The 21,551-nt window shown below is 68.0% G+C and carries 20 protein-coding genes; 5 read left to right on the top strand and 15 right to left on the bottom strand.

From position 1 onward, the window contains the following. Positions 1-61 precede the first annotated feature (61 nt). Positions 62-475, top strand: coding sequence for a hypothetical protein (locus AC3A6R_RS18125; RefSeq protein WP_487865117.1), 414 nt, complete (start codon positions 62-64; stop codon positions 473-475). A gap of 445 nt (positions 476-920) precedes the next feature. Continuing rightward, positions 921-1,049 (top strand): hypothetical protein, encoded by a 129-nt coding sequence (locus AC3A6R_RS18120; RefSeq protein ID WP_487865116.1) that lies wholly within the window; start codon positions 921-923, stop codon positions 1,047-1,049. Positions 1,050-1,233: 184 nt separating this feature from the next. Here the strand turns inward: AC3A6R_RS18120 and AC3A6R_RS18115 are convergent, their stop codons facing one another. The 8 genes from AC3A6R_RS18115 to AC3A6R_RS18080 all read right to left on the bottom strand — a co-directional run bounded on the left by AC3A6R_RS18115 (position 1,234) and on the right by AC3A6R_RS18080 (position 7,056). Beyond that, complete coding sequence (locus tag AC3A6R_RS18115) at positions 1,234-1,734, bottom strand: pilin (protein WP_487865115.1); 501 nt, start codon at positions 1,732-1,734, stop codon at positions 1,234-1,236. A gap of 259 nt (positions 1,735-1,993) precedes the next feature. Continuing rightward, complete coding sequence (locus AC3A6R_RS18110; protein ID WP_487865114.1) at positions 1,994-2,122, bottom strand: hypothetical protein; 129 nt, start codon at positions 2,120-2,122, stop codon at positions 1,994-1,996. Between the two features lie 242 nt (positions 2,123-2,364). After that, positions 2,365-3,111 carry a lysophospholipid acyltransferase family protein gene (locus tag AC3A6R_RS18105; RefSeq protein WP_487863148.1) on the bottom strand — a complete coding sequence of 249 codons (747 nt, stop codon included), beginning with the start codon at positions 3,109-3,111 and terminating at the stop codon, positions 2,365-2,367. Between the two features lies 1 nt (position 3,112). Beyond that, entirely contained in the window at positions 3,113-4,396 is a 1,284-nt protein-coding gene (locus tag AC3A6R_RS18100) for a dihydroorotase (protein ID WP_487865113.1), read from the bottom strand. Between the two features lie 139 nt (positions 4,397-4,535). Continuing rightward, on the bottom strand, positions 4,536-5,498 hold the full coding sequence (locus AC3A6R_RS18095) for an aspartate carbamoyltransferase catalytic subunit (protein WP_487865112.1): 963 nt from the start codon (positions 5,496-5,498) through the stop codon (positions 4,536-4,538). 12 nt (positions 5,499-5,510) lie between these two features. Next, a complete protein-coding gene (gene pyrR / locus AC3A6R_RS18090) occupies positions 5,511-6,017 on the bottom strand; it encodes a bifunctional pyr operon transcriptional regulator/uracil phosphoribosyltransferase PyrR (protein WP_487865111.1) in 507 nt (168 codons plus the stop codon). After that, positions 6,014-6,457, bottom strand: coding sequence for a Holliday junction resolvase RuvX (gene ruvX, locus AC3A6R_RS18085; RefSeq protein WP_487863170.1), 444 nt, complete (start codon positions 6,455-6,457; stop codon positions 6,014-6,016). Before ruvX ends, pyrR begins: the two co-directional genes overlap by 4 nt. Next, positions 6,457-7,056 carry a YqgE/AlgH family protein gene (locus AC3A6R_RS18080; RefSeq protein ID WP_487865110.1) on the bottom strand — a complete coding sequence of 200 codons (600 nt, stop codon included), beginning with the start codon at positions 7,054-7,056 and terminating at the stop codon, positions 6,457-6,459. Before AC3A6R_RS18080 ends, ruvX begins: the two co-directional genes overlap by 1 nt. On the opposite strand from AC3A6R_RS18080, the gene AC3A6R_RS18075 reads away from it, so the two are divergent. Then, positions 7,057-8,574 (top strand): cryptochrome/photolyase family protein, encoded by a 1,518-nt coding sequence (locus AC3A6R_RS18075; RefSeq protein WP_487865109.1) that lies wholly within the window; start codon positions 7,057-7,059, stop codon positions 8,572-8,574. It begins immediately after the preceding gene. Between the two features lie 12 nt (positions 8,575-8,586). Here AC3A6R_RS18075 and AC3A6R_RS18070 read toward each other — a convergent pair whose 3' ends face one another. From AC3A6R_RS18070 to AC3A6R_RS18045, 6 genes are all read right to left on the bottom strand, one after another. After that, a complete protein-coding gene (locus tag AC3A6R_RS18070; RefSeq protein ID WP_487865108.1) occupies positions 8,587-14,607 on the bottom strand; it encodes a hybrid sensor histidine kinase/response regulator in 6,021 nt (2,006 codons plus the stop codon). A gap of 62 nt (positions 14,608-14,669) precedes the next feature. Next, positions 14,670-17,000 carry a methyl-accepting chemotaxis protein gene (locus tag AC3A6R_RS18065; RefSeq protein ID WP_487865107.1) on the bottom strand — a complete coding sequence of 777 codons (2,331 nt, stop codon included), beginning with the start codon at positions 16,998-17,000 and terminating at the stop codon, positions 14,670-14,672. Positions 17,001-17,043: 43 nt separating this feature from the next. Next, a complete protein-coding gene (locus tag AC3A6R_RS18060; RefSeq protein ID WP_487865106.1) occupies positions 17,044-17,577 on the bottom strand; it encodes a chemotaxis protein CheW in 534 nt (177 codons plus the stop codon). 19 nt (positions 17,578-17,596) lie between these two features. Next, entirely contained in the window at positions 17,597-17,962 is a 366-nt protein-coding gene (locus AC3A6R_RS18055) for a response regulator (RefSeq protein WP_487863157.1), read from the bottom strand. Then, the gene (locus AC3A6R_RS18050) at positions 17,962-18,360 is read right to left on the bottom strand and encodes a response regulator (protein WP_487863158.1); all 399 of its coding nucleotides are present in this window, start codon (positions 18,358-18,360) and stop codon (positions 17,962-17,964) included. Before AC3A6R_RS18050 ends, AC3A6R_RS18055 begins: the two co-directional genes overlap by 1 nt. A gap of 78 nt (positions 18,361-18,438) precedes the next feature. Then, a complete protein-coding gene (locus AC3A6R_RS18045; protein ID WP_007838397.1) occupies positions 18,439-18,609 on the bottom strand; it encodes a rubredoxin in 171 nt (56 codons plus the stop codon). A 112-nt stretch (positions 18,610-18,721) separates the two neighbouring features. On the opposite strand from AC3A6R_RS18045, the gene thiD reads away from it, so the two are divergent. Together thiD and hemL are read left to right on the top strand one after the other, a co-directional pair. Continuing rightward, positions 18,722-19,687, top strand: coding sequence for a bifunctional hydroxymethylpyrimidine kinase/phosphomethylpyrimidine kinase (gene thiD / locus AC3A6R_RS18040; RefSeq protein WP_487865105.1), 966 nt, complete (start codon positions 18,722-18,724; stop codon positions 19,685-19,687). Positions 19,688-19,712: 25 nt separating this feature from the next. Further along, on the top strand, positions 19,713-20,999 hold the full coding sequence (gene hemL / locus AC3A6R_RS18035; RefSeq protein ID WP_487865104.1) for a glutamate-1-semialdehyde 2,1-aminomutase: 1,287 nt from the start codon (positions 19,713-19,715) through the stop codon (positions 20,997-20,999). Here hemL and AC3A6R_RS18030 read toward each other — a convergent pair. Then, positions 20,986-21,429 (bottom strand): hypothetical protein, encoded by a 444-nt coding sequence (locus tag AC3A6R_RS18030; protein WP_487865103.1) that lies wholly within the window; start codon positions 21,427-21,429, stop codon positions 20,986-20,988. The two genes, hemL and AC3A6R_RS18030, sit on opposite strands and share 14 nt — an antisense overlap. Positions 21,430-21,551: the final 122 nt, after the last annotated feature.

The following is a 21,551-nucleotide window of genomic DNA, read 5'->3' as shown; positions in this document are numbered from 1 at the left end:
TCGCTCCGATACAAATTGCGACAGAATGACCACAGTAGATTTCAAACGGACGGGAGAAGTTATGGAAGTGGTGATCGGGATCATCGTTATCGTCGTAGCGGCAGCCATTTGGTCAAGCATTCAAAAGCAGAAGGCCTTGGAACGCGCCAAAAAGGCGTACCTGGAAGCCTTGGCGCAACTGAAAGATTCGCCTACCAATGCCGACCTGAAACAACACACGCTCGCGCTTGGGCGTGCGTATTCGCACCTAACGCGCGACAAGAAGGGCGTCTCTCTCTTCGACGAAGTGGCCCTGATGAACGACATCAACGCGGCTTGTGCTGCGGCAAGCGTCGTATCGGCGAAGTCCGGCGAGCGCAGTGCGGGGCCATCAATCGAAGCTCGCCTGCGCACGCTCACCGAGCTGAAAGACAAGGGGCTCGTAGCACCAGCCGAGTACGAGTCGCGCCGCAACGAGATCCTGGGCAGTATCTGAGCTGATCGCGCCCGCCCCACAGCGACGATGCAGCGTTTTGCGCTGACACTCTGAGATTTCTCGTACTTTTGGCGGTATCTTTGAGACGAATAATCAGGATACTTAGCGCCCATGCGCCCTACAGCCTGATTTTCGATTCCTGTCGACTCGGTTCACGGCGCCTCATCCACATCAGAAAACCCGCACGCTTTAAGGCGTAGCGGGTTTCTCTTTGCGCCAGCCTCTCACGGCAGCATCCCATCTCGCAGGAATACCGTTACCTTTTTCGATATCCCGCATAGGTTCGGGTCCTTGCCAAGCGTCAGGGCACGCGCGATATGGTGCCCCACCTTGCTCCGGACTTTGAGTCCTTGACTCCCATGATCATGGAGGAGGGCTCGCAAACGCTTGCATTACAGAATGTTGACGGGATCAAACTTCGGCCTCCATCACAAGAGGAGAAGCCATGAAGAAGATCGCGGTAGTGCTAGCTGCACTCTGCTTGGGCTGCAGTGCACTCGCGCACTCAGGATGGCTGCCATCAGGACCACAAAAACGGCGGGCGTCATTGCCACTGATTGACGCGCAAAAATGAAACGATCAGCGTCTTCGCGAGGTTTTGGCACCGCGCCACTGCAAGGTTTTCCGAGCGGCAATCTTGGCTTATAGCGGCCCTTCTACCTAGCTACTGAGTTGCATCCCGTCCTGACGAGGCTACGGCGCGTCCGCAAAACGAAAGAGGCCGCCCACGGGCGGCCTCTTTCATCTTGACTGAGGTATTACGGATTAGCAGCGGGGGCCGTGCCCGGACAGCCCGTCGGTGCATACTTCGGAAGCGCGGTGGTGGCGCAGGTCCAGCTTCCTTCGGCCGTGCGAGTCCAAGTGATAGTCTTGGTGAGCAGCGGTGCCGATGCAGAGCCAGCAAATGTGCCGGCAATGGTGCCAGTAGTCGTCAATGCCGTCGCGTTGACGGTGTTAGCTGCGGCGATCGCGGTGCCAGCAGTCGAGGTGAGCGGGCTGGTATAGCTCAGAATCGTCGAACTCGTCGCTCCAAGATCACAGGCGCCGACAGCAAGCTTTCCATCGTTGAGACAGCTTTCATAGGCCGTTTTCAGAGCGCCAGTTTCGCCCATAGCCCGAGCCACTTGCGACTTCGCAACATAGGTCTGGTACTGGGGAATAGCGATAGCGGCCAGGATGCCGATGATCGCCACAACGATCATCAGTTCGATCAGCGTAAAGCCTGCTTGTGCGCGGCGCGCGAGCGTGCGGTGGTTCATAGAACAAATCCTTGGAGAGGGTTGGGGAAAAATCTCCGGAGGAACACCCCCGGGGCCCACTCTCCATCGCAGGTCGCATGCCAACCTGTAAACGCCGCTTGATGTCCTTCAAAAGTGTTCATCAACGACCCAGACGTGGCACAAAGACGACAATACTTGTTAGCGAAAGCGACAAACTCCGCATTCGACTTACAAAATTGTCAACTCAAGTGACATTTAGAGCGTCCCGCAGACTGCGAGTCGCAGCGCGGTCCGCTCGCTACAGGTGCTGCGTCAGCAGCACCACCGCGCCTGCGAGCGAAATGGCACCGCCCAGCACCTTGCGCAATCTCTTCAGCGTCATGGTCCGGCTCCTTTGTGTTTTTCGAGCCTCGATGATGCGGCGCACCCAGCCTTCGCGGGTTTGGCAATCTTCATCGCCACCATAGCTGTGGCAGATGTAGGCACTCGCCCACGTTCACGGACTGACTTCTCCCGCAAGCGCGCGTTCGCGCCGCGCTCACTCTCGGACAGCGTCCAGACCACGGTATGTCCGGACGGTCCATTTCCTCCTCACGGCGCATTCGTGCGTCGTTCAGCGCTCCCTCGGGAGCGCTTTTTTTTGGATGCGGGGTCCGAAAGCCGCCGCCGTCAGTGAGTTTCACGCCGCAGCTGCTGCACATCCGCGTGCAGCGACTGCGCCCATTCGCGGCGGGCGCGGCCATGGGAATCCTGCGGTTCGCCGAAGCGCACGATTGCCAGCAAGGGCGGCGCGCGCAGGGTGTTCCAGAGCGAAGTGAGCAGGTTGTCGTCGCCGATGTAGCGCGGCGCCTGGCTGGTTTCGCGGGTGGCGGCATCGGCAAAACGCAGCGCCGCCGGAACGATGGGCGCGCCCGACGAGATGGCGGCCTGGAGCAGGTTGGCGTGAAAGGGCAGCAGCCCGCGTCCGTCGCTGGTGGTGCCTTCGGGGAACACGCCGATCATGTCGCCGTTGCGCAGCGCCTCGGTCATGTGGTGCACCACGCGCAGCGCGTCGCGCTGACGCTCGCGCTCGATGTAGAGCGAACCGGCGCCGGACGCGAGCGTGCCGATCACCGGCCAGTGCCGGACGCCGGCCTTGGAGACGAAGCGCAGATGGCAGGCGGCATGGATGCTGCTGATGTCGAGCCACGAGAGGTGGTTGCAGATGACCAGCACCGGCCCGTGGGCCGGCGGCGTGCCCTGCACCTCGAGCGTCACGCCCATGATCTGGAGCAGGCGCAGCGACCACGCCTGCACGCGCGCGTTGCGCTCGGCCGGCGTGAGGCGCGGAAAGGTGAAGCGGATCGTCCACCAGCCGCCGAGCACATGCACCACCGCATGCAGCAGGCGCCGGCAAGCCTTCAGCGAATGCAGCATTTCAGCCGTGGACGACGCGGCCCGCGACCAGCGTGTGTCGCACGCGCCCCTGCATCGGGTAGCCGGCGAACGGCGTGTGCTTGCCCTGGCTGCGGAGCGCCTCGGGCTGCACCTGCCATTCGAGCGCCGGATCGACGACGCAGAGGTCGGCCACGCCGCCGACCGACAGCCGTCCGATGCCGCTGGCCGCATCGGCGGGGGCGAGCAGCCGTGCGGGCGCGGCGGTGATCGCCTCGATGGCGCGCGCGAGGCCGGTGCCGCTGCGCTCGGCCCATTGCAGCGCGAGCGGCAGCAGCAACTCGAGGCCGGTGGCGCCGGGTTCGGCTTCGGCAAAGGGCAGCGTCTTGGCGTCGGCCTCGACGGGCGTGTGGTCGGACACCAGCGCGTCGATGGTGCCGTCGGCCAGGGCGGCTGAGAGCGCATCGCGGTCGCCCTGCTGGCGCAGCGGCGGGTTGAGGCGCGCGCGGCTGTCGAAGAAGCCGATGTCGGTGTCGGCGAGGTGCAGCGAATTGATGCTGACGTCGCAGGTGAGCGGCAGCCCGCGCGCCTTGGCCTCGCGCACCAGCGCGACGCCGGCGGCGCTGGAGATGCGGCACAGGTGCACGCGCGCGCCGGTGCTCTTCATGAGCTCGACGATGGTGAAGATCGCGATGGTCTCGGCCGACACGGGCACGCCCGAGAGCCCGAGCCGCGTGGCGAGCGGGCCGCTGGCGGCCACGCCCTTGCCGAGGTCGCGGTCCTGCGGGCGCAGCCACACGGTGTAGCCGAAGGTGCTGGCATAGAGCAACGCGCGCTGCAGCACCTGGGTGTCGGCCAGCGGCACGTCGGCCTGGCTGAAGCCGATGCAGCCGGCCTCGGTGAGTTCGGCCATCTCGGTCAGCACGCCGCCGGCAAGGCCGCGCGTGAGCGCGCCGAGCGGGAACAGGCGCGCGCCCTGCAGCTTCTCGGCGCGGAACTTGAGCATTTCGACGAGGCCGGGCTCGTCGAGCACGGGGTCGGTGTCGGGCGGGCACACGAGGCTGGTCACGCCGCCCGCGACAGCCGCAGCCATTTCGCTCTCGAGCATGCCCTCGTGCTCGTAGCCGGGCTCGCGCAGCCGCGCGGCGAGGTCGACGAGGCCGGGGGCCACGATGCAGCCCGCGGCATCGATGGTGCGCTCGGCCTTGAAGCCGGCGGGCACGCTGCCGATGCCGGCGATGCGGCCATCGGCGACGGCGATGTCGGCCTGCTTGTCGGTGCCCGAGGCGGGGTCGACGACACGCCCATTGGTGATGTGGATGTTCATGCGTCTCTACTTCCGGTGGCTGTCATGGCCTTCTCGAGGAACACCGTGGAACCGGCTTCGCCGGGCCACTGGTGTTGCCCCCGGTAGGGGGTTGGCGAAGCGACACGAAGTGCGCGAAGACTGGGGGCGAGCAACATTTTTATGCTTCGTTACCTGCAACGATGCTCATCACGGCCATGCGCACCGCGATGCCGAAAGTGACCTGCGGCAGGATCACGCTCTGCTTGCCATCGACCACGGCCGAGTCGATCTCGACGCCGCGGTTGATCGGCCCCGGGTGCATGACGATCGCGTCGGGCTTGGCGAGCTGCAGCTTCTCGGGCGTGAGGCCGAAGGTCTTGAAGAACTCCTGCGACGACGGCAGCAGCGCACCGCTCATGCGCTCGTTCTGCAGCCGCAGCATGATGATGACGTCGCAATCGCGGATGCCCTCTTCGAGCGTGTGGCACACGCGCACGCCCATGCCGGCCATGTCGGTGGGCACCAGGGTCTTGGGGCCGACCACGCGCACCTCGGCGCAGCCCAGCGTGGTGAGCGCGTGGATGTCGGAGCGCGCCACGCGCGAATGCAGCACGTCGCCGACGATCGCGACCGTGAGGTTCGAAAAGTCTTTCTTGTAGTGGCGGATCGTGTACATGTCGAGCAGCCCCTGCGTGGGGTGCGCATGGCGGCCGTCGCCGGCGTTCACCACGTGCACGTGCGGCGCGACATGCTGCGCGATCAGGTACGGCGCGCCCGACTCGCTGTGGCGCACCACGAACAGGTCGGCCGCCATGGCGCTCAGGTTGGCGATGGTGTCGAGCAGCGATTCGCCCTTGGTGGCCGACGAACGCGCGATGTCGAGGTTGATGACGTCGGCCGACAGCCGCTTGGCCGCGATCTCGAAGGTGGTGCGGGTGCGCGTGGAGTTCTCGAAGAACAGGTTGAACACGCTCTTGCCCCGCAAGAGCGGCACCTTCTTGACCTCGCGGTCGCTCACGCTCGTGAAGTTGGCCGCGGTGTCGAGGATGTGCGTGACGATGTCCTTGGGCAGGCCCTCGATCGACAGCAGGTGGATGAGCTCGCCGTTCTTGTTGAGCTGGGGGTTTCGCTTGTAGAGCATGGGGTCGTCCGCCTAGTTGCTTTCCTCGACCTTGAGGCTGAAGGCGCCGTCGTCGGCGCGTGCCAGGGCCAGCAGCTGCGAGGCCGGCAGCGTGAGCCGGGCGGCCGCGAAATCGGCCGCCACCGGCAGCTCGCGCCCGCCACGGTCGACCAGCACGGCCAGCCGCACGCAACCCGGCCGGCCGAAGTCGAACAGCTCGTTGAGCACGGCGCGGATGGTGCGGCCGGTGTAGAGCACGTCGTCGAGCAGCAGCACGTCGGCGCCGTTCACGTCGAACGGCAGCGCGGTCTGCGCGCTGGCCGAGAGGCCGCGGCGCGCGAAGTCGTCGCGGTGCATGGCCGACGAGATGACGCCGGGCGCGCCGGTGAGGCCGAGGTCTTTCTGCAGCCGCTCCACGAGCCAGGCGCCGCCGGAGGTGATGCCGACCAGCCGGGTGTCGGCGCGCATCAGCGACTTCACGCCGGCGAGCAGCTGGGTATAGAGCGCTTCTGCGTCGGGAATGGCGGGATTGGAACTCACGGAAGACTCCTCAGGAATTGCTCCAGGATGATGCAGGCCGAGGCCGCGTCGGCGTCGCGCGCGCCCGAGGCCAGCGCCTCGGTCGTGCTGTAGCGCTCGTCGACCTCGAACACCTGCAGATTGAACCGCCCGCGCAGCTGGCGCGCGAACTTCTGCGCGCGGCGGGTGTTCTCATGCGGGGCGCCGTCGGGGTGCCAGGGCACGCCGACCACCAGCGCATCGGGCTGCCATTCGCGGATGCGGGCCTCGACCTGCGCGAAGCGGGCATCGGCGCCCTCGGCCTTGATCGTGGCCTGCGGCGTGGCGGTGCCGAGCAGCCGGTTGCCGCTGGCCACGCCGGTGCGCTTGGCGCCGAAATCGAAGGCCAGGAAGCTCTGAAAGTGGGCGGGAACGGAAACGGCGGAAGTAGAAGAAGGAGCGTCCGTCATGGCGGCAGCCATCACGCGTGCCCCGCTTCCGGGGACAGCTTCCAGGCCTCGAGCCCGAGCAGCAGCAGCGCCTTGTCGTAGCGCTGCTCGATCGGCGTGTCGAAGATCACGGCCGGATCGGCGCTCACGGTGAGCCAGCTGTTCTCGGCCAGTTCCGACTCGAGCTGCCCCTCGCCCCAGGCCGAATAGCCGAGCGAGACCAGCACCTTGCGCGGGCCGGCGCCGGTGGCCAGGGCCTCGAGCACATCCTTCGAGGTGGTCATCTCGAGCCCGCCGGGAATGGTCATGGTCGAGGCGTAGACCGATTCGTCGGGCTTTTCGCCGTGCGAGAACACCGGCTCGTGCAGCACGAAGCCGCGCTCGGTCTGGACCGGTCCGCCCTGGAACACGGGGGCGTCGCCGAGCTCGGGGCGCGACAGGTGGAGCTCGATCTTCTCGAACAGCACCTTGAGGTTGATGTCGCTGGGCTTGTTGATCACGAGCCCGAGGGCGCCGCGCTCGCTGTGCTCGCAAAGGTAGACGACGCTGCGGTTGAAAGTTTTATCTTCCATCCCCGGCATCGCGATCAGAAAGTGATGCGTGAGGTTCATCGGGGCAGAATCGGCAGCCATATGCCCCCGATTTTACTGGCCGTCGACAAGCCCTATCCAAAAGGGCTCATGTGGTTTCGCCGCGACCTGCGCGTGGACGACAACGCAGCGCTCTACCACGCGCTGCGCAGCTGCCGCCAGCTGCTGTGCGTTTTCGTCTTCGACCGGCCGATTCTCGACCCGCTGCCGCCGGCCGACCGGCGGGTCGAATTCATCCGCGAATCGCTCGAGGCGCTCGACGCCGACCTGCAGGCCCTCGGCGGCGGGCTGATCGTGCGGCATGCCGCCGCGGTCGACGAGGTGCCGGCGCTGGCCCACGAGATGGACGTGCAGGCGGTCTTCGCCAACCGCGACGACGAGCCCGACGCGCTGGCGCGCGACGCCCAGGTGCTCGGCGCGCTGGCCAATGCGGGCGTGAGCTTTCACACCTACAAGGACACGAACGTGTTCGACCGCGACGAGGTTCTGACCAAGGTGGGCCAGCCCTACACGGTCTTCACGCCCTACAAGCGCGCCTGGCTCGCGAAGGTGGACGACTTCTTCCTCAAGCCCTACCCGGTGCGGGCCTATGCCGAAGCGCTGGCGCCGCCGCCCGAGGCGCACCGCGCGCCGGTGCCTGCGCTGGGCGACATCGGCTTTGCCGCCACCAACCTGGCCGAGCTCGGCATTCCGCCCGGCAGCGCGGGGGCGGCGGCGCTGTTCGAAGACTTCTTCCAGCGCATCGACCGCTACGACGCTGCGCGCAACTTTCCGGCGGTGCGCGGGCCGAGCTACCTGGGCGTGCACCTGCGCTTCGGCACGGTGTCGATCCGCCAGGTGGCGGGCGTGGCGCACCAGCTGTCGCTGGGCGGCAACCCGGGCGCATCGACCTGGCTCAGCGAGCTGATCTGGCGCGACTTCTACTTCCAGATCCTGGCGCACTTCCCGCACGTGCACGCGAACGGCGAGTCGAAGAGCTTCCGCCCCGAGTACGACAAGATCCAGTGGCACCACGGCAAGCACGCCGACCAGCTGTTCGAAGCCTGGTGCCAGGGCCACACCGGCTATCCGCTGGTGGATGCGGCCATGCGCCAGATCAACCAGAGCGGCTACATGCACAACCGGCTGCGCATGGTGGTGGCGAGCTTCCTCTGCAAGGACCTGGGGCTGGACTGGCGGCGCGGCGAGCGCTACTTTGCGCTGCACCTCAACGACTTCGAGCTCGCCTCCAACAACGGCGGCTGGCAGTGGGCCAGCTCAAGCGGTTGCGACGCGCAGCCCTACTTCCGGATCTTCAACCCCGTCACGCAGAGCGAGCGCTTCGACCCCGAAGGCAAGTTCATCCGGCGCTACCTGCCGGAGCTGGCGGGCCTGTCGAATGCCGCGATCCACGCGCCGTGGGCCGCGTCGCCGGTCGAGCTCGAGGCCGCCGGCATCACGCTCGGCGAGACCTATCCGAAGCCGGTGGTGGACCATGCCGAGGCGCGCGCGCAGACGCTGCACCGCTACGGCGCCGCGCGCGGCGCGGACAACAAGCCCGCGCGTCGAAGCGGCCCTTGAGCGTGCCCGCGCTCAGGTCGCCGCCAGGGCCGCGGGCTCGCTCGTGTAGGCGCGCACCAAACGCAGCAGCTCGTCTTCGGAATAGGGCTTGCCGAGGTAGTGGTTCACACCGAGCGTGCGCGCATAGTCGCGGTGCTTCTCGGCGATGCGCGAGGTGATCATGATGATCGGCAAGCCGGCCATCGCGCTGTCGGCGCGGATGTTGCGCGCCAGGTCGAAACCGTCCATGCGCGGCATCTCGATGTCCGACAGCACCACGGCCGGGCGCTCCTGCTGCAGCCGCTCGAGCGCCTGCAGGCCATCGGCCGCGAGCGACACACGGTAGCCTTCGCGCTGCAGCAGGCGCTGCGTGACGCGGCGCACGGTGATGGAGTCGTCGACCACCAGCACCAGCGGGATCTGCGCCACCGGCGGGGCGAGCGGTGTATCCGACGCGCCGTTTTCGCCGGCTGCATCGGCCGCCTGCGCAGGCGCGGCCAGCGCCGCGGCCTGGCGCCTGCGCGCCTGCTCGCCGTGCACGGCCGCGAGCGCCACCGGGTTGTAGATCAGCGCCACCGCGCCCGAGGCGAGCACCGAGATGCCCGCGAGTCCCGGCAGGCGTGCCAGCTGCGGGCCGAGGTTCTTGACCACGACTTCCTGGTTGCCCAGCACTTCGTCGACGTGCAGCGCCACGCGCTGTGCCGCGCTGCGCACGATCACCACGGTGTTGTTCTTGCCCGCGAACTGTTCGCTGCGCGCCGAGGCCTGCAGCAATGCGCCCGCCCAGTAGAAAGGTACCTGCTCGCTGCCGAAACGGTGGCTGTCCTGCCGGTACGCGGCCTCGAGATCGGCAGCGCCCACGCGCTGCACCAACTCCACCAGGTTCGACGGCACGCCGATCGACACCTCGCCTGCACGCAGCATCACCACGTGGGTGACGGCGGTGGTGAGCGGCAGCACCAACTTGAAGGTGGTGCCCTGCCCCGGGGTGCTGTGCGTCTCGATGCGGCCGCCGAGCGCGGCGATCTGCGCGCGCACCACGTCCATGCCGATGCCGCGGCCGGCCAGTTCCGAGACCTGCCCCGCGGTGGAGAAGCCGGGCTTGAAGATCAGCTCGGTCGCCTCTTCGAGCGACAGTTCCTGGCCCGGCGCGAGCAGGCCGAGCGTGCGCGCACGTTCGGCGATGCGGCCATGGTCGAGGCCGGCGCCGTCGTCGCGGAAGCTCACCGACACGTCGTTGCCTTCGTGGTGCAGCTCGATCGCGATCAGTCCGCTCGGCTCCTTGCCGGCCTGTGCGCGCGCGTCGGCCGTTTCGATGCCGTGCGCCACGCAGTTGCGCAGCAGGTGCTCGAAGGCCGGCGTCATGCGGTCGAGCACGCCACGGTCCATTTCGATGGAGCCGCCGACGATGTCGAGGCGCACCTGCTTGGCGGTGTCCTTCGAGGCCTGGCGCACCACGCGGTAGAGGCGCTCGGAAATTCCCTCGAACTCCACCATGCGCGTGCGCAGCAGGCCGCGCTGCAGTTCGCGCGTCTGGCGCGCCTGCACGCTGAGGTCGTCTTCGGTGGCCTGCACCGTCTTCTGCAGCGTGCGCTGGACCGTGGCCACGTCGTTGACCGACTCGGCCATCATGCGCGTGAGCTCCTGCACCCGCGTGAAGCGGTCGAACTCGAGCGGATCGAAGCTCTGCTGCGAATCCTTGGCCTGCGCGAGGCGCGACTGCATCTGGCTTTCGGCCTGCACCTCGATGTCGCGCAGCTGCTGGCGCAGGCGGTCGAGGTTGCCCGTGAGGTCGGCGAGCGAGGCGCGCAGCTGGCCGAGTTCGGCCTCGAGGCGCGAGCGCGTGATGATGACCTCGCCGGTCTGCGCCACGAGGCGGTCTAGCAGCTGGGTGCGGATGCGCACCGCCTGGCCCGAGGCCGGGCGCAGCGGCATGAGCAGCGCGGGCGCGGAACGCGGCAGCAGCGCAGCGGCAGCGGGCACGGCCGCGGTCGGGTCCTCGGATGCGGCGCCGGCTTCGTCCTCGTCGTTCGCGGCGGCCGGGCTGTCTTGATCGCCGGCGGCAGCGGCCGATTCGGCGGCCACCTGCACCAGCTGGACGCCGGGCGATGTGGCAGAGGCCGAGGTCATGCGCTCGGCCACTTCGGCCTGGGTGGCATCGTCGGCGGCGCGCAGTGCGTCGAAGGTGGCCTGCAGCGCATCGAGGCGCGAAAGCAGCTTCTCGATCTCGCCGCGGTCGGCCGCCCCCTGGGTGCCGAGCAACTCGATCTCGGACTCCATGCGGTGCGCCCGCTCGCCGAGGCGCATCGCGCCGGCCAGCCGGGCGCTGCCCTTGAGCGTGTGCAGCGTGCGCAGCACCGAGGCGCGCGGCGCGCTGTCGTCGGGATGGTGCGCCCATTGGCGCAGTGCCTGGGCGAGCTGTGGCAGCAGTTCCGCCGCCTCTTCCTCGAAGATCGGAAACAGGTCGACGTCGACCGCGTCGCTCACGTCGAGGGCGTCTTCGGAATCGTCCAGCGCCACGTCGGCGATGCCCCCCGGTGCCGGCATCGGGACCGGGCGCGGTTCCATGCGGAAGGCGGCCTCGGCAGGCATGGGCGCGGCGGCGATGTCGCGCAGCGCCTGGAGCGTGCCTTCGGACGGCTCGCGCAGCAAGCCGGCGGCAAACTGGTGCAGCAGGCGGCGAAGCTCGTCGGCGGCGGCTACCAGCACCACGCCCTGCTCGCGCGTGCCGCTGCCCTGCATCTGCAGATGCTGCAGCGCGGCCTCGAACAGCCGGGCCATGCCCGACAGGCTGTGGAAGCCGACCGTGGCCGAACTGCCGGCAAGCGAATGCGCGAGGGCGATGGTCGAGTCGGGCAGGCGCTCGTGCGTTTCGAGCGCCCATTCGCCGACGTCGGTGGCGAGCTGACGCGACCACTCGTCGGCCTCGTTCAGGTAGACGTTGTAGAGCGCGATGCCGATGCGCAGCGGACCGATGACCTTGACCTGGTCTTCCGCGCTGGTGGTGCCGGCTGGCTCGGCAGGCGGCTCGGGCTCGAGCTGCGCCGGGGTTTCGGCGGCTTCGGGCTCGGGCTCGGGTTCGGCTTCGGGCTCGGGTTCTGCGACAGGCTCCGCAGCCGCTTCGATGGCGGGCAGTTGCACTTCGAGCGCGGCAGGTGCTTCGTCCACGGCGGGCGGGGCAGATGCCTCCTCGGGCTGCAGCAGCAGGGCCGCGGCGGCGACGGGCTCTTCCTCGGGCGGCGCTTCGATTGCCCACTCGAGATCGGGCAGCGCCTCGAGGGGCGGTACCTCCGGCGCGGCCGGCGCGGCCGGCGCAAGCGCCTCGGCCTGCTGCTGCGGCTTCGCGGGCATCGAGAAGTCGAAATCCTCGTCGGTCAGGGTTTCGAAGGTTTCGATCCCGGATTCGGGCTTGGCGTCGAAGTCGAGGAAGTCGGTCGAGGCGAAATCGTCGTCGCGCTCCGACCGATCGAACGGTTGCGGCACTTCGGCCGGAAACTCGAAACCGGCGTCGCGCGGCAGTTCCCGCGACAGTGTCAGGTCGGGCAGGTCCGGAAGCTGCGGCATCGCAAGCGGTGCCACTGCGGGTGCGGGTGCGGGCGCGGGTGCAAGCGCCGGCGGCTCGGCCGCGATCTGCCGGGCCGCGACCGCGAGCGCATCGGCACCGGTGGCCCAGGTCGGCGCCGCCGGCACCGCTTCACCTGCAAGCAGGGCATTCGCCACGCGGCTGAAGTGTCCGGCCTGCCAGCCGTGCGGCGTGCCCGAGGCGATGGCCTCGACCCACTGGCTGAATTCCTCGAGCGCCTTGCGGGTGCCTGACAGCAGCTCGGGCGTGGCGGCGCGCTGGTCGGCGAGCCAGGTGTTGAGCACCTGCTCGAACGACCAGGCGGCGTCGCCGAAATCGGTCAGGCCGACCATGCGCGAGCTGCCCTTGAGCGTGTGGAACGCGCGCCGCAGGATCGTGAGTTCCTCGGTATCGTCCGGATGGCTGCCGAGCTCGTCGATCGCAGCCAGGCCGTTCTGCACCACCTCGCGCGCTTCCTCGAGAAAGATGTTCTGCAGGTCGTCTTCTTCGAGTTCGGTGACCTCGGTGTCGGGCAGCGCGCCAGGGCCGGCGATCTTCTGGGTCCAGCTGTCGGCCTTGCGGCTGAATTCCTCGATCGGCGATGCCTTGGCCTTGCGGCCGGGCGCGGCGAGCGCCGCGAGCTTCGAGGCGATCTGGGCATCGACCTCCTCGATGCTCAGCACCGGGTCGGCGCCCACGGCCAGGCCGGGCGCGGGCGCTTCGGCCGCCGCATGGTCGCCATGGCGGCCCATCAAGGGCTTGAGTTCGCCGGCTTCGGCGTCGAACACGAACAACCGCTTCGCAAGCGCCGGCTGGTAGCCGAGCATGTCGATCAGGAAGCCGAGCGCTCCCAGGTTGTTGCCGAGCGCGTCGAAGCTCTGCATTTCCTCGACCGGCGAGGCACTGCCGACCAGCATCTGCTCCACGTCGTCGCGCATGCGCTGCACGGTCTCCGCGGCCTGCTCGAGGCCGAGCACCGAGAACACGCCGCGCATCTGCAGCAGCTGGCTCGGCACAGTGCGCAGCAGCGCCTTCTCGCTCGGGCGGCGGAAGTACTGGTCGAGCGACTTCTCGAGTTCGCCCATGTGGCTGCGCAGCTCGTCGACCACGGTGCCCATGGTCTGGCGGTCGCTGACGCGGCGGTACAGGTCCTCCATCCAGGGCTCGAGCGGCTCCGAATGGCCGCCTTCGCGCACGCGCTCGATGCGCCCCGCGAGCTGCAGCGTGCGCGCGGTGAGCTGCGGATCGCTGGGGTCGAGGTCTTCGAGCGCGGCCTCGAGGTAGAGCACCGAGGTGGCGACTTCCATCGCGAGCTCGGTGTCGGGCGGCTGGCCAGAGCGCACCGAGGCGTCGACCGCATGCGTCAGCGCCTCGACCATCGGCAGGCTCGGCGGATGCAGCTTCTGCAGCGACTCGCCGAGTTGCGCAAAGGTGTCGGCCACCTGGCGCGTGCGCGTGATGTCACCGCCCGAAAGCGCCGACCACATTTCCTTGGCGGTCTCGATGCGCTTGCGCGCCTGCGCAAGCACCAGCGGATCGAAACGGCCGAACTGCTCGACCGCATAGTCGATGTACGGCTCGCCGGCCACGCCCCAGGCGGCGCGCACGGTGCGCAGCGTGGCGGCTTCCTGCTGGGCAGTGGGCACGGCCTGGGCACAGAAGAACAGCAGGTCCTGGCCGAGCCGGTCGGACACGGCGCTGTCGCCGCGCGCGAGCGTGGCGTATTGCAGCAGCACGCGCGAGGCGGCGCGCTTGACGTAGGTGTCGGCAGGAATCAGCGCCAGCGCCAGCCCCTCGAAGAAGCCCGCGGCCAGGGTCCAGAAGCTCGCGACGCGCGGCAGCAGCGCGCCGCGCCCGAGGCCGAGGCACAGCGCATGCAGGTGACGGGCGGCCTGCGGATCGCCGGTCTTCACGAGCTGCAGCACCTCGCGGTCGAGCCGCGAGCGAACGCCGGGATCGGCCGCCAGCGCGGCCTGGGTCAGCGCGGGACGCACCTCGACCCAGCGCCACGCCACGCTCCAGAGATCGGCCGGATGCACGCGCTCGTTGCCCACCAGTTCGAGCACGTCGCGGTATTGCGGGAACAGGCCGATGGTCGAGACCGGCTTGCCGGCCAGCACCGCCTGCAGGAAATCGATGACGGCAAAGCCGGCGCGCTCGATCTTCTGGACGGCGCTGTCGGTGCAGCGCTGCGGTTCGGCGATGAAGCCCTGCACCGCGAATTCGACGGCGCCGAGCACCAGCGCCGGGGCCGGATTGCCCACCATCTGCAGCGCACCGACCGACTGGTGCAGCTGCTGGCGGGCCATCTGCAGCGGGCCGCTTTCATGTTCGGCAGCGCTGCCCGTGTCACGCACGAAGCGCCGCAGCGACTTGCCGACGTTGTCGATGGATTTCTGGACCTCGCCCAGGACCCAGGCCAGCGGCCCGAGGTCTTCGTTGGCCGGCATTTTGCCGGCGAGGGGGGCCGTGGCAGGGGTTGGAGTCGACACGTTGGGTGCTCGCCGTTCTTTGATCTGTCAGTTTTCCAGTGGGCGCCGCGCGGCGAGCTTCATCAGGCGATCTTGAAACGGGCGACCGATCGGCGCAGTTCTTCCGCCATCTGCGAGAGCTCGCGCACCTGCTGGGCCGTGGTGCGGGTGCCTTCCCCGGTTTGCTCGGTCACCGCGAAGATGTGCTGGATGTTGGCCGCCACGACGTTGGCCGAATCGGCCTCGCGCGACGCCGACTGCGAGATCTGCTCGATGAGATCGGCCAGGCGGCGCGACACGCGGTCGATCTCGGACAGCGCGGTGCCCGCGTTGTCGGACAGCTTGGCCCCTTCGACCACACCCTGCGTGGAGCGCTCCATGGCGCCCACGGCGTCCTGCGTGTCGGTCTGAATGGCCTTCACGAGCGCCGAGATCTGGCGCGTCGCGTCGGCCGAGCGTTCGGCCAGCCGCTGCACTTCCTCGGCCACCACCGAGAAGCCCCGGCCCGCTTCACCGGCCGATGCGGCCTGGATGGCGGCGTTCAGCGCCAGCACGTTGGTCTGCTCGGTAATGTCCGAGATCAGTTCGGTGATTTCGCCGATCTCCTGCGACGATTCGCCGAGCCGCTTGATCCGCTTGGAGGTTTCCTGGATCTGGTCGCGGATGGCGTTCATGCCGCCGATGGCGTTCTGCACGGCCTGCAGGCCCGACGAAGCGGCCTGCAGCGACTGGCGCGCAACCAGCGCGGATTCCTGCGCCTGCGACGACACGCCGTTGATTCGCTCGGCCATGACGAGCACCGACTGGCCGGTTTCGCGGATCTCGCGCAGCTGCTCGGTCGACGCCGCCAGCAGTTCGGTCGAGGTGCTTTCCACCTGCGACGTGGTCTGTGCCACGCGCGTGGCCGTGTTCTGCACGTTGCCCACCAGCAGGCGCAGTTCTTCCACGGTGTAGTTCACCGAGTCGGCGATGGCGCCCGTGATGTCCTCGGTCACGGTGGCTTCCTGCGTCAGATCGCCCTCGGCCACCGTCTGCAGTTCGTTCATGAGCCGAAGAATGGCGGCCTGGTTGGCGTTGTTGACGCGGCCGGCCTCTTCGCTGGCCTGCTCGGCCGCGAGACGCTCGCGATCGGCGACGGCGGCGCGTTCGCGGCCCTCGCGCACCTGCACGTAGCCGATGGCGCCGGCAAGCGCCAGGGCGGCCAGCGAGAGCACGAACAGCATCACGATCGTGCCGGCGCCGAGGCCGGTGCGGGCGGAGAGCTTGTCCTGCAGCTCGCCGAGCGCCTTGCGAAGCGGTTCGCTGTCGGTCAGGATGCTGGCCTGCGCTTCGCGCGCGGCCACCAGGCCCTGCAGGTTGCCGAGAATGGCCGAGGCCTGCGTGCGCATCTGCTCGTAGGTCTTGAGGATGACTTCGAGCTGCTCGCGGGTCTGCGGATCGCGCGAACCGGGGAAGCGCTGCTGCGCATTGCCTTCGAGCAGGCCACGCGCGGTTTCCTGGAAGGTGTTCAGGTCCTTGCCGAGCAGGAACACGGCGTCGGGGTTCACGCCCTCGACCGTGAAGAACTCGTTGGTCGATTTGCCGATGCGCTGGGTCAGCATGACGAGCTGGCCGGCCGCGGCGATCTCGGGCAGCGTGGCGTTCTGCTGCATCTTGAGCGAGGCCACCGTCTCGGTCATTTCGAGCAGCGCGGACGACTGCTGGTTGATGTCGCGCAAGGCAGCGCCCACCTGCGTCAGGATCTGCCGCTGGCCCAGCACGACCTTCGCGCTGGCGTCGGCACGCGTCACCAGCGGGGTGATCTTGGCCATGTCCTCGTCGTACTGGTTGCCTACGCGCTCCAGGCGCAGCGCGTCGTCGCCGCTGGTCAGGCCCTGCACGCGGCGCGTGAGGTCGTCGGCGGCATCCTTCACTTCGACGAAGGCGGGGCCGCTGCCCACGAGGGCCTGCGAGATCGACTTGGCGAGGCGCTGCGACTGCATCAGCGACTGGCCGGTGGCCGCCACCTGCTGCGCAAGGCGCTCGGCGCGAAGAATGGCAGAGCCGGCCACCAGCAACAGCAGCAGCACCACGAGCGCGAGCATGATCGCGAGGATCCGCTGCTGGCGCGCCGGGCTCGAGTCCTTGCGGCCCGCCGCCAGCGCCTCGGCCGCCTCGTCCGACGCGGCATCGGCCTCGTTGGCGGCCTCGTTGCCGATCCGTGCCGGGCCATCGCCGAAGCCGGTGGGCGCCGCGATCGCCGCCGCACCGGCGCTGCCGCCGCTGCGGTCGAGGCGGACGGTTTTCTCGTCCATCCCCTGCACCGTGTCGGCGTCGTCGAGCGACAAGGTGGAACCGGAGCCGTCGACGCGGGCCTTGTCGTTGCCGCTGGTCGCGGGCAGTAATTTCTTGAACTTGTCGGCGATCGAGCTCACGGTCGGTCCTTCGGTGGTTGTCTGCGGGGCGCGTGCCTGGGCACTAGGCGCCGATACTCAAAAACTGGGGTTGCTGCGACAACGCCTGCAGGTTGATCTCCTGCCAGCGCTCGCCTGCCGCGTCGGTGTACAGATGCCCGAGCCACGCGGGTGCGTCGTCGGCCGGGGCTTCCGCGGCCGAAAAGGCGTCGACGCCGCGCAGTCCCGCCAGGCGGTCGACCAGCAGGGCGCAGTTGACTTCGAGCAGCTCGTTCAGGGCAACGAACCGCGACTGCATGCGCACCGCCTCGCTCGCGGTCGCCGCGCTCGGCGCGCCAGCGGCGAAGGCCGAGAGGTGCACCACGCCGTACAGGCCGCCGCGCAAGTTCGCGACGCCCAGGAACCAGGGCGCCGTGTAGGGCACCGGCTGCGGCGGCGTCCACGGGAAGATCTCGCCGGCATGGCCGAGCGGAAACAGGTACTTGCCCTCGCCAGCCTCGACCGCGAGCCACGTGGCCGCGATGCCGGTGGTGCGGGCAGCCTGCAGGCGGCTCGCCAGCCGGGACTGGAAGGCGCGGAGCGCGTCGCGGTTCGCCATGGCCTCTGCGGGTTCCCGCTCAGGCCAGCGCGCTGATCTTGGACATCAGCTCGGTCGCGTTGACCGGCTTCACGATGTAGTCGCGCGCGCCCTGGCGCATGCCCCAGACGCGGTCGGTCTCCTGGTTCTTGCTGGTGCAAAGAATGATCGGGATCGCGGCGTACTGCGGGTTGCGGGCGATGGCGCGCGTGAGCTGGAAACCGTTCTGGCCGGGCATCACGACGTCCATGAGGATCAGGTCGGGCTGGTCTTCCTCGATACGGCGCATCGCGTCTTCGGCGTTTTCGGCGGTCTTGACGGCAAAACCGTTCTTGTGGAGCAGGTCGGAGAGGAACACCAGCTCCGTCTTGGAGTCGTCGACGACGAGGATTTTTCGAATGGGCATCACTGCACTTCCTGTGGAACATGGCCGAACTGCTGCACGGCCTGCAGCAGCTGGTCCTTGGTAAAGGGTTTGGTCAGGTAGTCCTGCGAACCGACCATGCGGCCGCGCGCCTTGTCGAAGACGCCGTCCTTCGAGGACAGCATGACGACAGGGACGTTCGAGAAACGGGCGTTGCGCTTGATGATGGCGCAGGTCTGATAGCCGTCGAGGCGCGGCATCAGGATGTCGCAGAAAATCAGGTGCGGCTTGTGGTCGTTGACCTTGGAGAGGGCATCGAAACCGTCTTCCGCGAGAAGAACCTCATGCCCGCCCTGCTTCAGAAATATTTCGGCACTGCGCCGGATCGTATTGCTGTCGTCGATGACGAGCACCTTGTAACCTGATCCATTCGGCCCCATTGCACACGCTCCTGCTGATGAGACTTGGATGCCCGCCGCGCCGTACATCGGCGCAGACCGCGTAGCCTATGCCATGCTCTAGATTTCAACCATTTCGAAGTCTTCCTTGCGTGCACCGCACTCAGGACATGTCCAGTTCATCGGCACGTCGGCCCAGGCCGTGCCTGCCGCGATGCCATCTTCCGGTACACCAACCGCTTCGTCATAGATCCACCCACAAATCAGGCACATCCAAGTTTTCGTATTCATCGGAGCTTAAAGTCCTTGTTCATTAAATGCAACGAGTGTATCTATGCGTATCTCACTGGCGGACTGTAAACGTCGCGCTTATGCCACCATCCAGGAGATCCCCGTCCGGCGTATGACCATTCACTTACATCCAGCAGATGACGCTCGCCATCCGGGCGATCTTAACGACCCCTCGGAGGGGCCCGACGAGATCGCCGAAAGCGATCTGAACCCGCCCTGCGTGCTGGTCTTCAACGCCAGCGACCCGAGCGGGGCCGGCGGTCTGGGGGCCGACGCGCTGGCCATGGCCTCGGTCGGCGCGCATGTGCTGCCGGTGGTTACCGGGGCCTACGCGCGCGACACGGCCGAGATCTTCGACCACTTTCCGTTCGAAGAAGAAGCCATTGCCGAGCAGGCGCGCGCCATCCTCGAGGATGTCGAGGTGCAGCTCATCAAGGTGGGCTTCGTCGGCACGCCCGACGCGCTGAGCACCATCGCCGAGACCGCCTCCGACTACCCCGAGGTGCCGGTGGTGGCGTACATGCCCAACCTCTCCTGGTGGGACGAGGACCTGATCGAGGGCTATCTCGATGCCTTCCGCGAGCTGCTGCTGCCCCAGGCCACGGTGCTGGTGGGCAATCACAGCACGCTCTGGCGCTGGCTGCTGCCCGACTGGAGCGGCGAGCGGCCGCCAAGCGCGCGCGACATCGCCAAGGCCGCGGGCGAATTCGGCGTGTCGTACACGCTGGTCACCGGCATCATGCTGCCCGACCAGTTCATCGACAATGTGCTCGCGTCGCCACAGTCAGTGCTCACTAGCGAAAAGTACGAACGGCTCGAAGCGGTGTTCTCCGGTGCCGGCGACACGCTGTCGGCCGCGCTGGCCGCGCTGCTCGCGAGCGGCACCGATCTGGTCGCGGCCACCACCGAAGCGCTGGCCTACATGGACCGCTGCCTCGACGCGGGCTTCCGCCCCGGCATGGGCCATGTGCTGCCCGACCGGCTGTTCTGGGCCGAGCCCGAAGACGACGAGGACGACGACGGCCCCGGCGACGGGCCGCCCGACTTCGCGCTCCCTCCCCACGACACCCGTCACTGAATTCAACGACCGTTTCGAGCCCCTGATGCCCCATCCCGACCAGAACGACATCCTTTTCGACCGCGCCCGTGCGGTCATCCCCGGCGGGGTCAACTCGCCCGTGCGCGCCTTCAAGGCGGTGGGCGGCACGCCGCGCTTCATCCGCCGCGCCGAGGGCGCCTATTTCTGGGACGCCAACGACAAGCGCTACATCGACTACATCGGCTCCTGGGGCCCGATGATCCTGGGCCACGGCCACCCCGCGGTGGTCGAAGCCGTGCAGAAGGCCGTGCTCGAAGGCTTCTCGTACGGGGCCCCGACCGAGCGCGAGATCGAACTCGCCGAGGCCATCCTCGCGCTGGTGCCGTCGATGGAGATGGTGCGGCTCGTGAGCTCGGGCACCGAGGCCGCGATGAGCGCGCTGCGGCTGGCGCGCGGCGCCACCGGCCGCAAGCACATCATCAAGTTCGAAGGCTGCTACCACGGCCATGCCGACGCGCTGCTGGTGAAGGCCGGCTCCGGCCTCGCGACCTTCGGGCACCCGACCTCGGCCGGCGTGCCGCCCGAGGTCACGCAGCACACGCTGGTGCTCGAGTACAACAACATCGCCCAGCTCGAGGAGGCCTTCTCGCTGCATGGCAACGACATCGCCTGCCTGATGATCGAGGCGATCGCCGGCAACATGAACTTCGTGCGCGCCACGCCCGCGTTCGCCCGCCGCTGCCGCGAGCTGTGCACGCAGCATGGCGCGCTGCTGATCTTCGACGAGGTGATGACCGGCTTTCGCGTCGGCCTGCACGGTGCACAGGGCGTGCTGGGCATCACGCCCGACCTCACGGTGCTCGGCAAGGTGATCGGCGGCGGCATGCCGCTCGCGGCCTTCGGCGGACCGCGCGCCATCATGGAGCAGCTCGCGCCGCTCGGGCCGGTCTACCAGGCCGGCACGCTCTCGGGCAACCCGGTCGCCACGGCCTGCGGCCTCGCCACGCTGAAGGAGATCGCGAAGCCCGGCTTCTACGAAGCGCTCTCGAACAAGACGCGCGCGCTGGTCGACGGCCTCAAGGCCGCCGCGGCGTCCGCCGGCCGGCCCTTCAGCGTCGACAGCGAGGGCGGCATGTTCGGCTTCTTCCTCATGAACGAACTGCCGCAGAACTACGCCACCGTCATGACCACCGACAACGCGCAGTTCAATGCGCTGTTCCACGGCCTGCTCGACCGCGGCGTGTACATCGCGCCGGCGCTCTACGAAGCGGGCTTCGTGAGCGCGGCGCACAGCGACGACGACATCGCCGCCACCATCGAGGCCGCGCGGCAGATCTTCAGCGGGTCGTGAGCTTCACGAGCCCGGTCACGGGCTTGCCGTTCACCATCACCGGCCGGTGATGGTCGTCGGCCAGCAGCACGCCGATCACGTGGCTGCCCGTCGGCGAGGGGCACGGCCCGAAGCGGGCCTTGACCAGGTCGCCGCCGAAATCGCTGTTCATGCTGTTGTAGGGGCGCCCAGGGAGGTTGCAGCTGTCGCCTTCCGGATCGATCTTCATGTGGACATGGCCGCAGCGCGGATCGCTACCGCACCGGCCAGCCGGCAGCAGCTTGAAGTTGCTCTGCACCACCACGCCGATCGACCGCTCGGCATCCGCGCCCAGCGGGACCACCGCGCCTTCGGGCGGCCAGACGATCCGGAGCGTGGCGGCGGAATCGTCGGCCTGGGCTGTGCATGCCAGGGTGAGGGCGGCAAGGAACAAGAGGGCACGGATGCGCATGGAAGACTCCGATCGAAAAAACAGAGCGACAGGTAGAAAGGCAAGACGCCGCCGCTCATGTAATCAGCGCATACATGAGCAGCGGTCGCAGTCTAGCGCAAAATAATCACCGATTACATCAA

The sequence above is a fragment of the Variovorax sp. Soil_C_19 genome, from assembly GCF_057657255.1.
This window is presented reverse-complemented; position numbering and strand designations above follow the sequence as displayed.

Coding starts and splice junctions, on each gene's coding strand:
- AC3A6R_RS18075 (WP_487865109.1), top strand. CDS start 7,057: ATGCCCCCGATTTTACTGGCCGTCGACAAGCCCTATCCAAAAGGGCTC.
- AC3A6R_RS18100 (WP_487865113.1), bottom strand. CDS start 4,396: ATGAACATCCACATCACCAATGGGCGTGTCGTCGACCCCGCCTCGGGC.
- AC3A6R_RS18105 (WP_487863148.1), bottom strand. CDS start 3,111: ATGCTGCATTCGCTGAAGGCTTGCCGGCGCCTGCTGCATGCGGTGGTG.
- AC3A6R_RS18030 (WP_487865103.1), bottom strand. CDS start 21,429: ATGCGCATCCGTGCCCTCTTGTTCCTTGCCGCCCTCACCCTGGCATGC.
- AC3A6R_RS18045 (WP_007838397.1), bottom strand. CDS start 18,609: ATGAATACGAAAACTTGGATGTGCCTGATTTGTGGGTGGATCTATGAC.
- AC3A6R_RS18055 (WP_487863157.1), bottom strand. CDS start 17,962: ATGCCCATTCGAAAAATCCTCGTCGTCGACGACTCCAAGACGGAGCTG.
- AC3A6R_RS18080 (WP_487865110.1), bottom strand. CDS start 7,056: ATGGCTGCCGATTCTGCCCCGATGAACCTCACGCATCACTTTCTGATC.
- thiD (WP_487865105.1), top strand. CDS start 18,722: ATGACCATTCACTTACATCCAGCAGATGACGCTCGCCATCCGGGCGAT.
- AC3A6R_RS18060 (WP_487865106.1), bottom strand. CDS start 17,577: ATGGCGAACCGCGACGCGCTCCGCGCCTTCCAGTCCCGGCTGGCGAGC.
- AC3A6R_RS18050 (WP_487863158.1), bottom strand. CDS start 18,360: ATGGGGCCGAATGGATCAGGTTACAAGGTGCTCGTCATCGACGACAGC.
- AC3A6R_RS18120 (WP_487865116.1), top strand. CDS start 921: ATGAAGAAGATCGCGGTAGTGCTAGCTGCACTCTGCTTGGGCTGCAGT.
- hemL (WP_487865104.1), top strand. CDS start 19,713: ATGCCCCATCCCGACCAGAACGACATCCTTTTCGACCGCGCCCGTGCG.
- AC3A6R_RS18125 (WP_487865117.1), top strand. CDS start 62: ATGGAAGTGGTGATCGGGATCATCGTTATCGTCGTAGCGGCAGCCATT.
- ruvX (WP_487863170.1), bottom strand. CDS start 6,457: ATGGCTGCCGCCATGACGGACGCTCCTTCTTCTACTTCCGCCGTTTCC.
- AC3A6R_RS18115 (WP_487865115.1), bottom strand. CDS start 1,734: ATGAACCACCGCACGCTCGCGCGCCGCGCACAAGCAGGCTTTACGCTG.
- AC3A6R_RS18095 (WP_487865112.1), bottom strand. CDS start 5,498: ATGCTCTACAAGCGAAACCCCCAGCTCAACAAGAACGGCGAGCTCATC.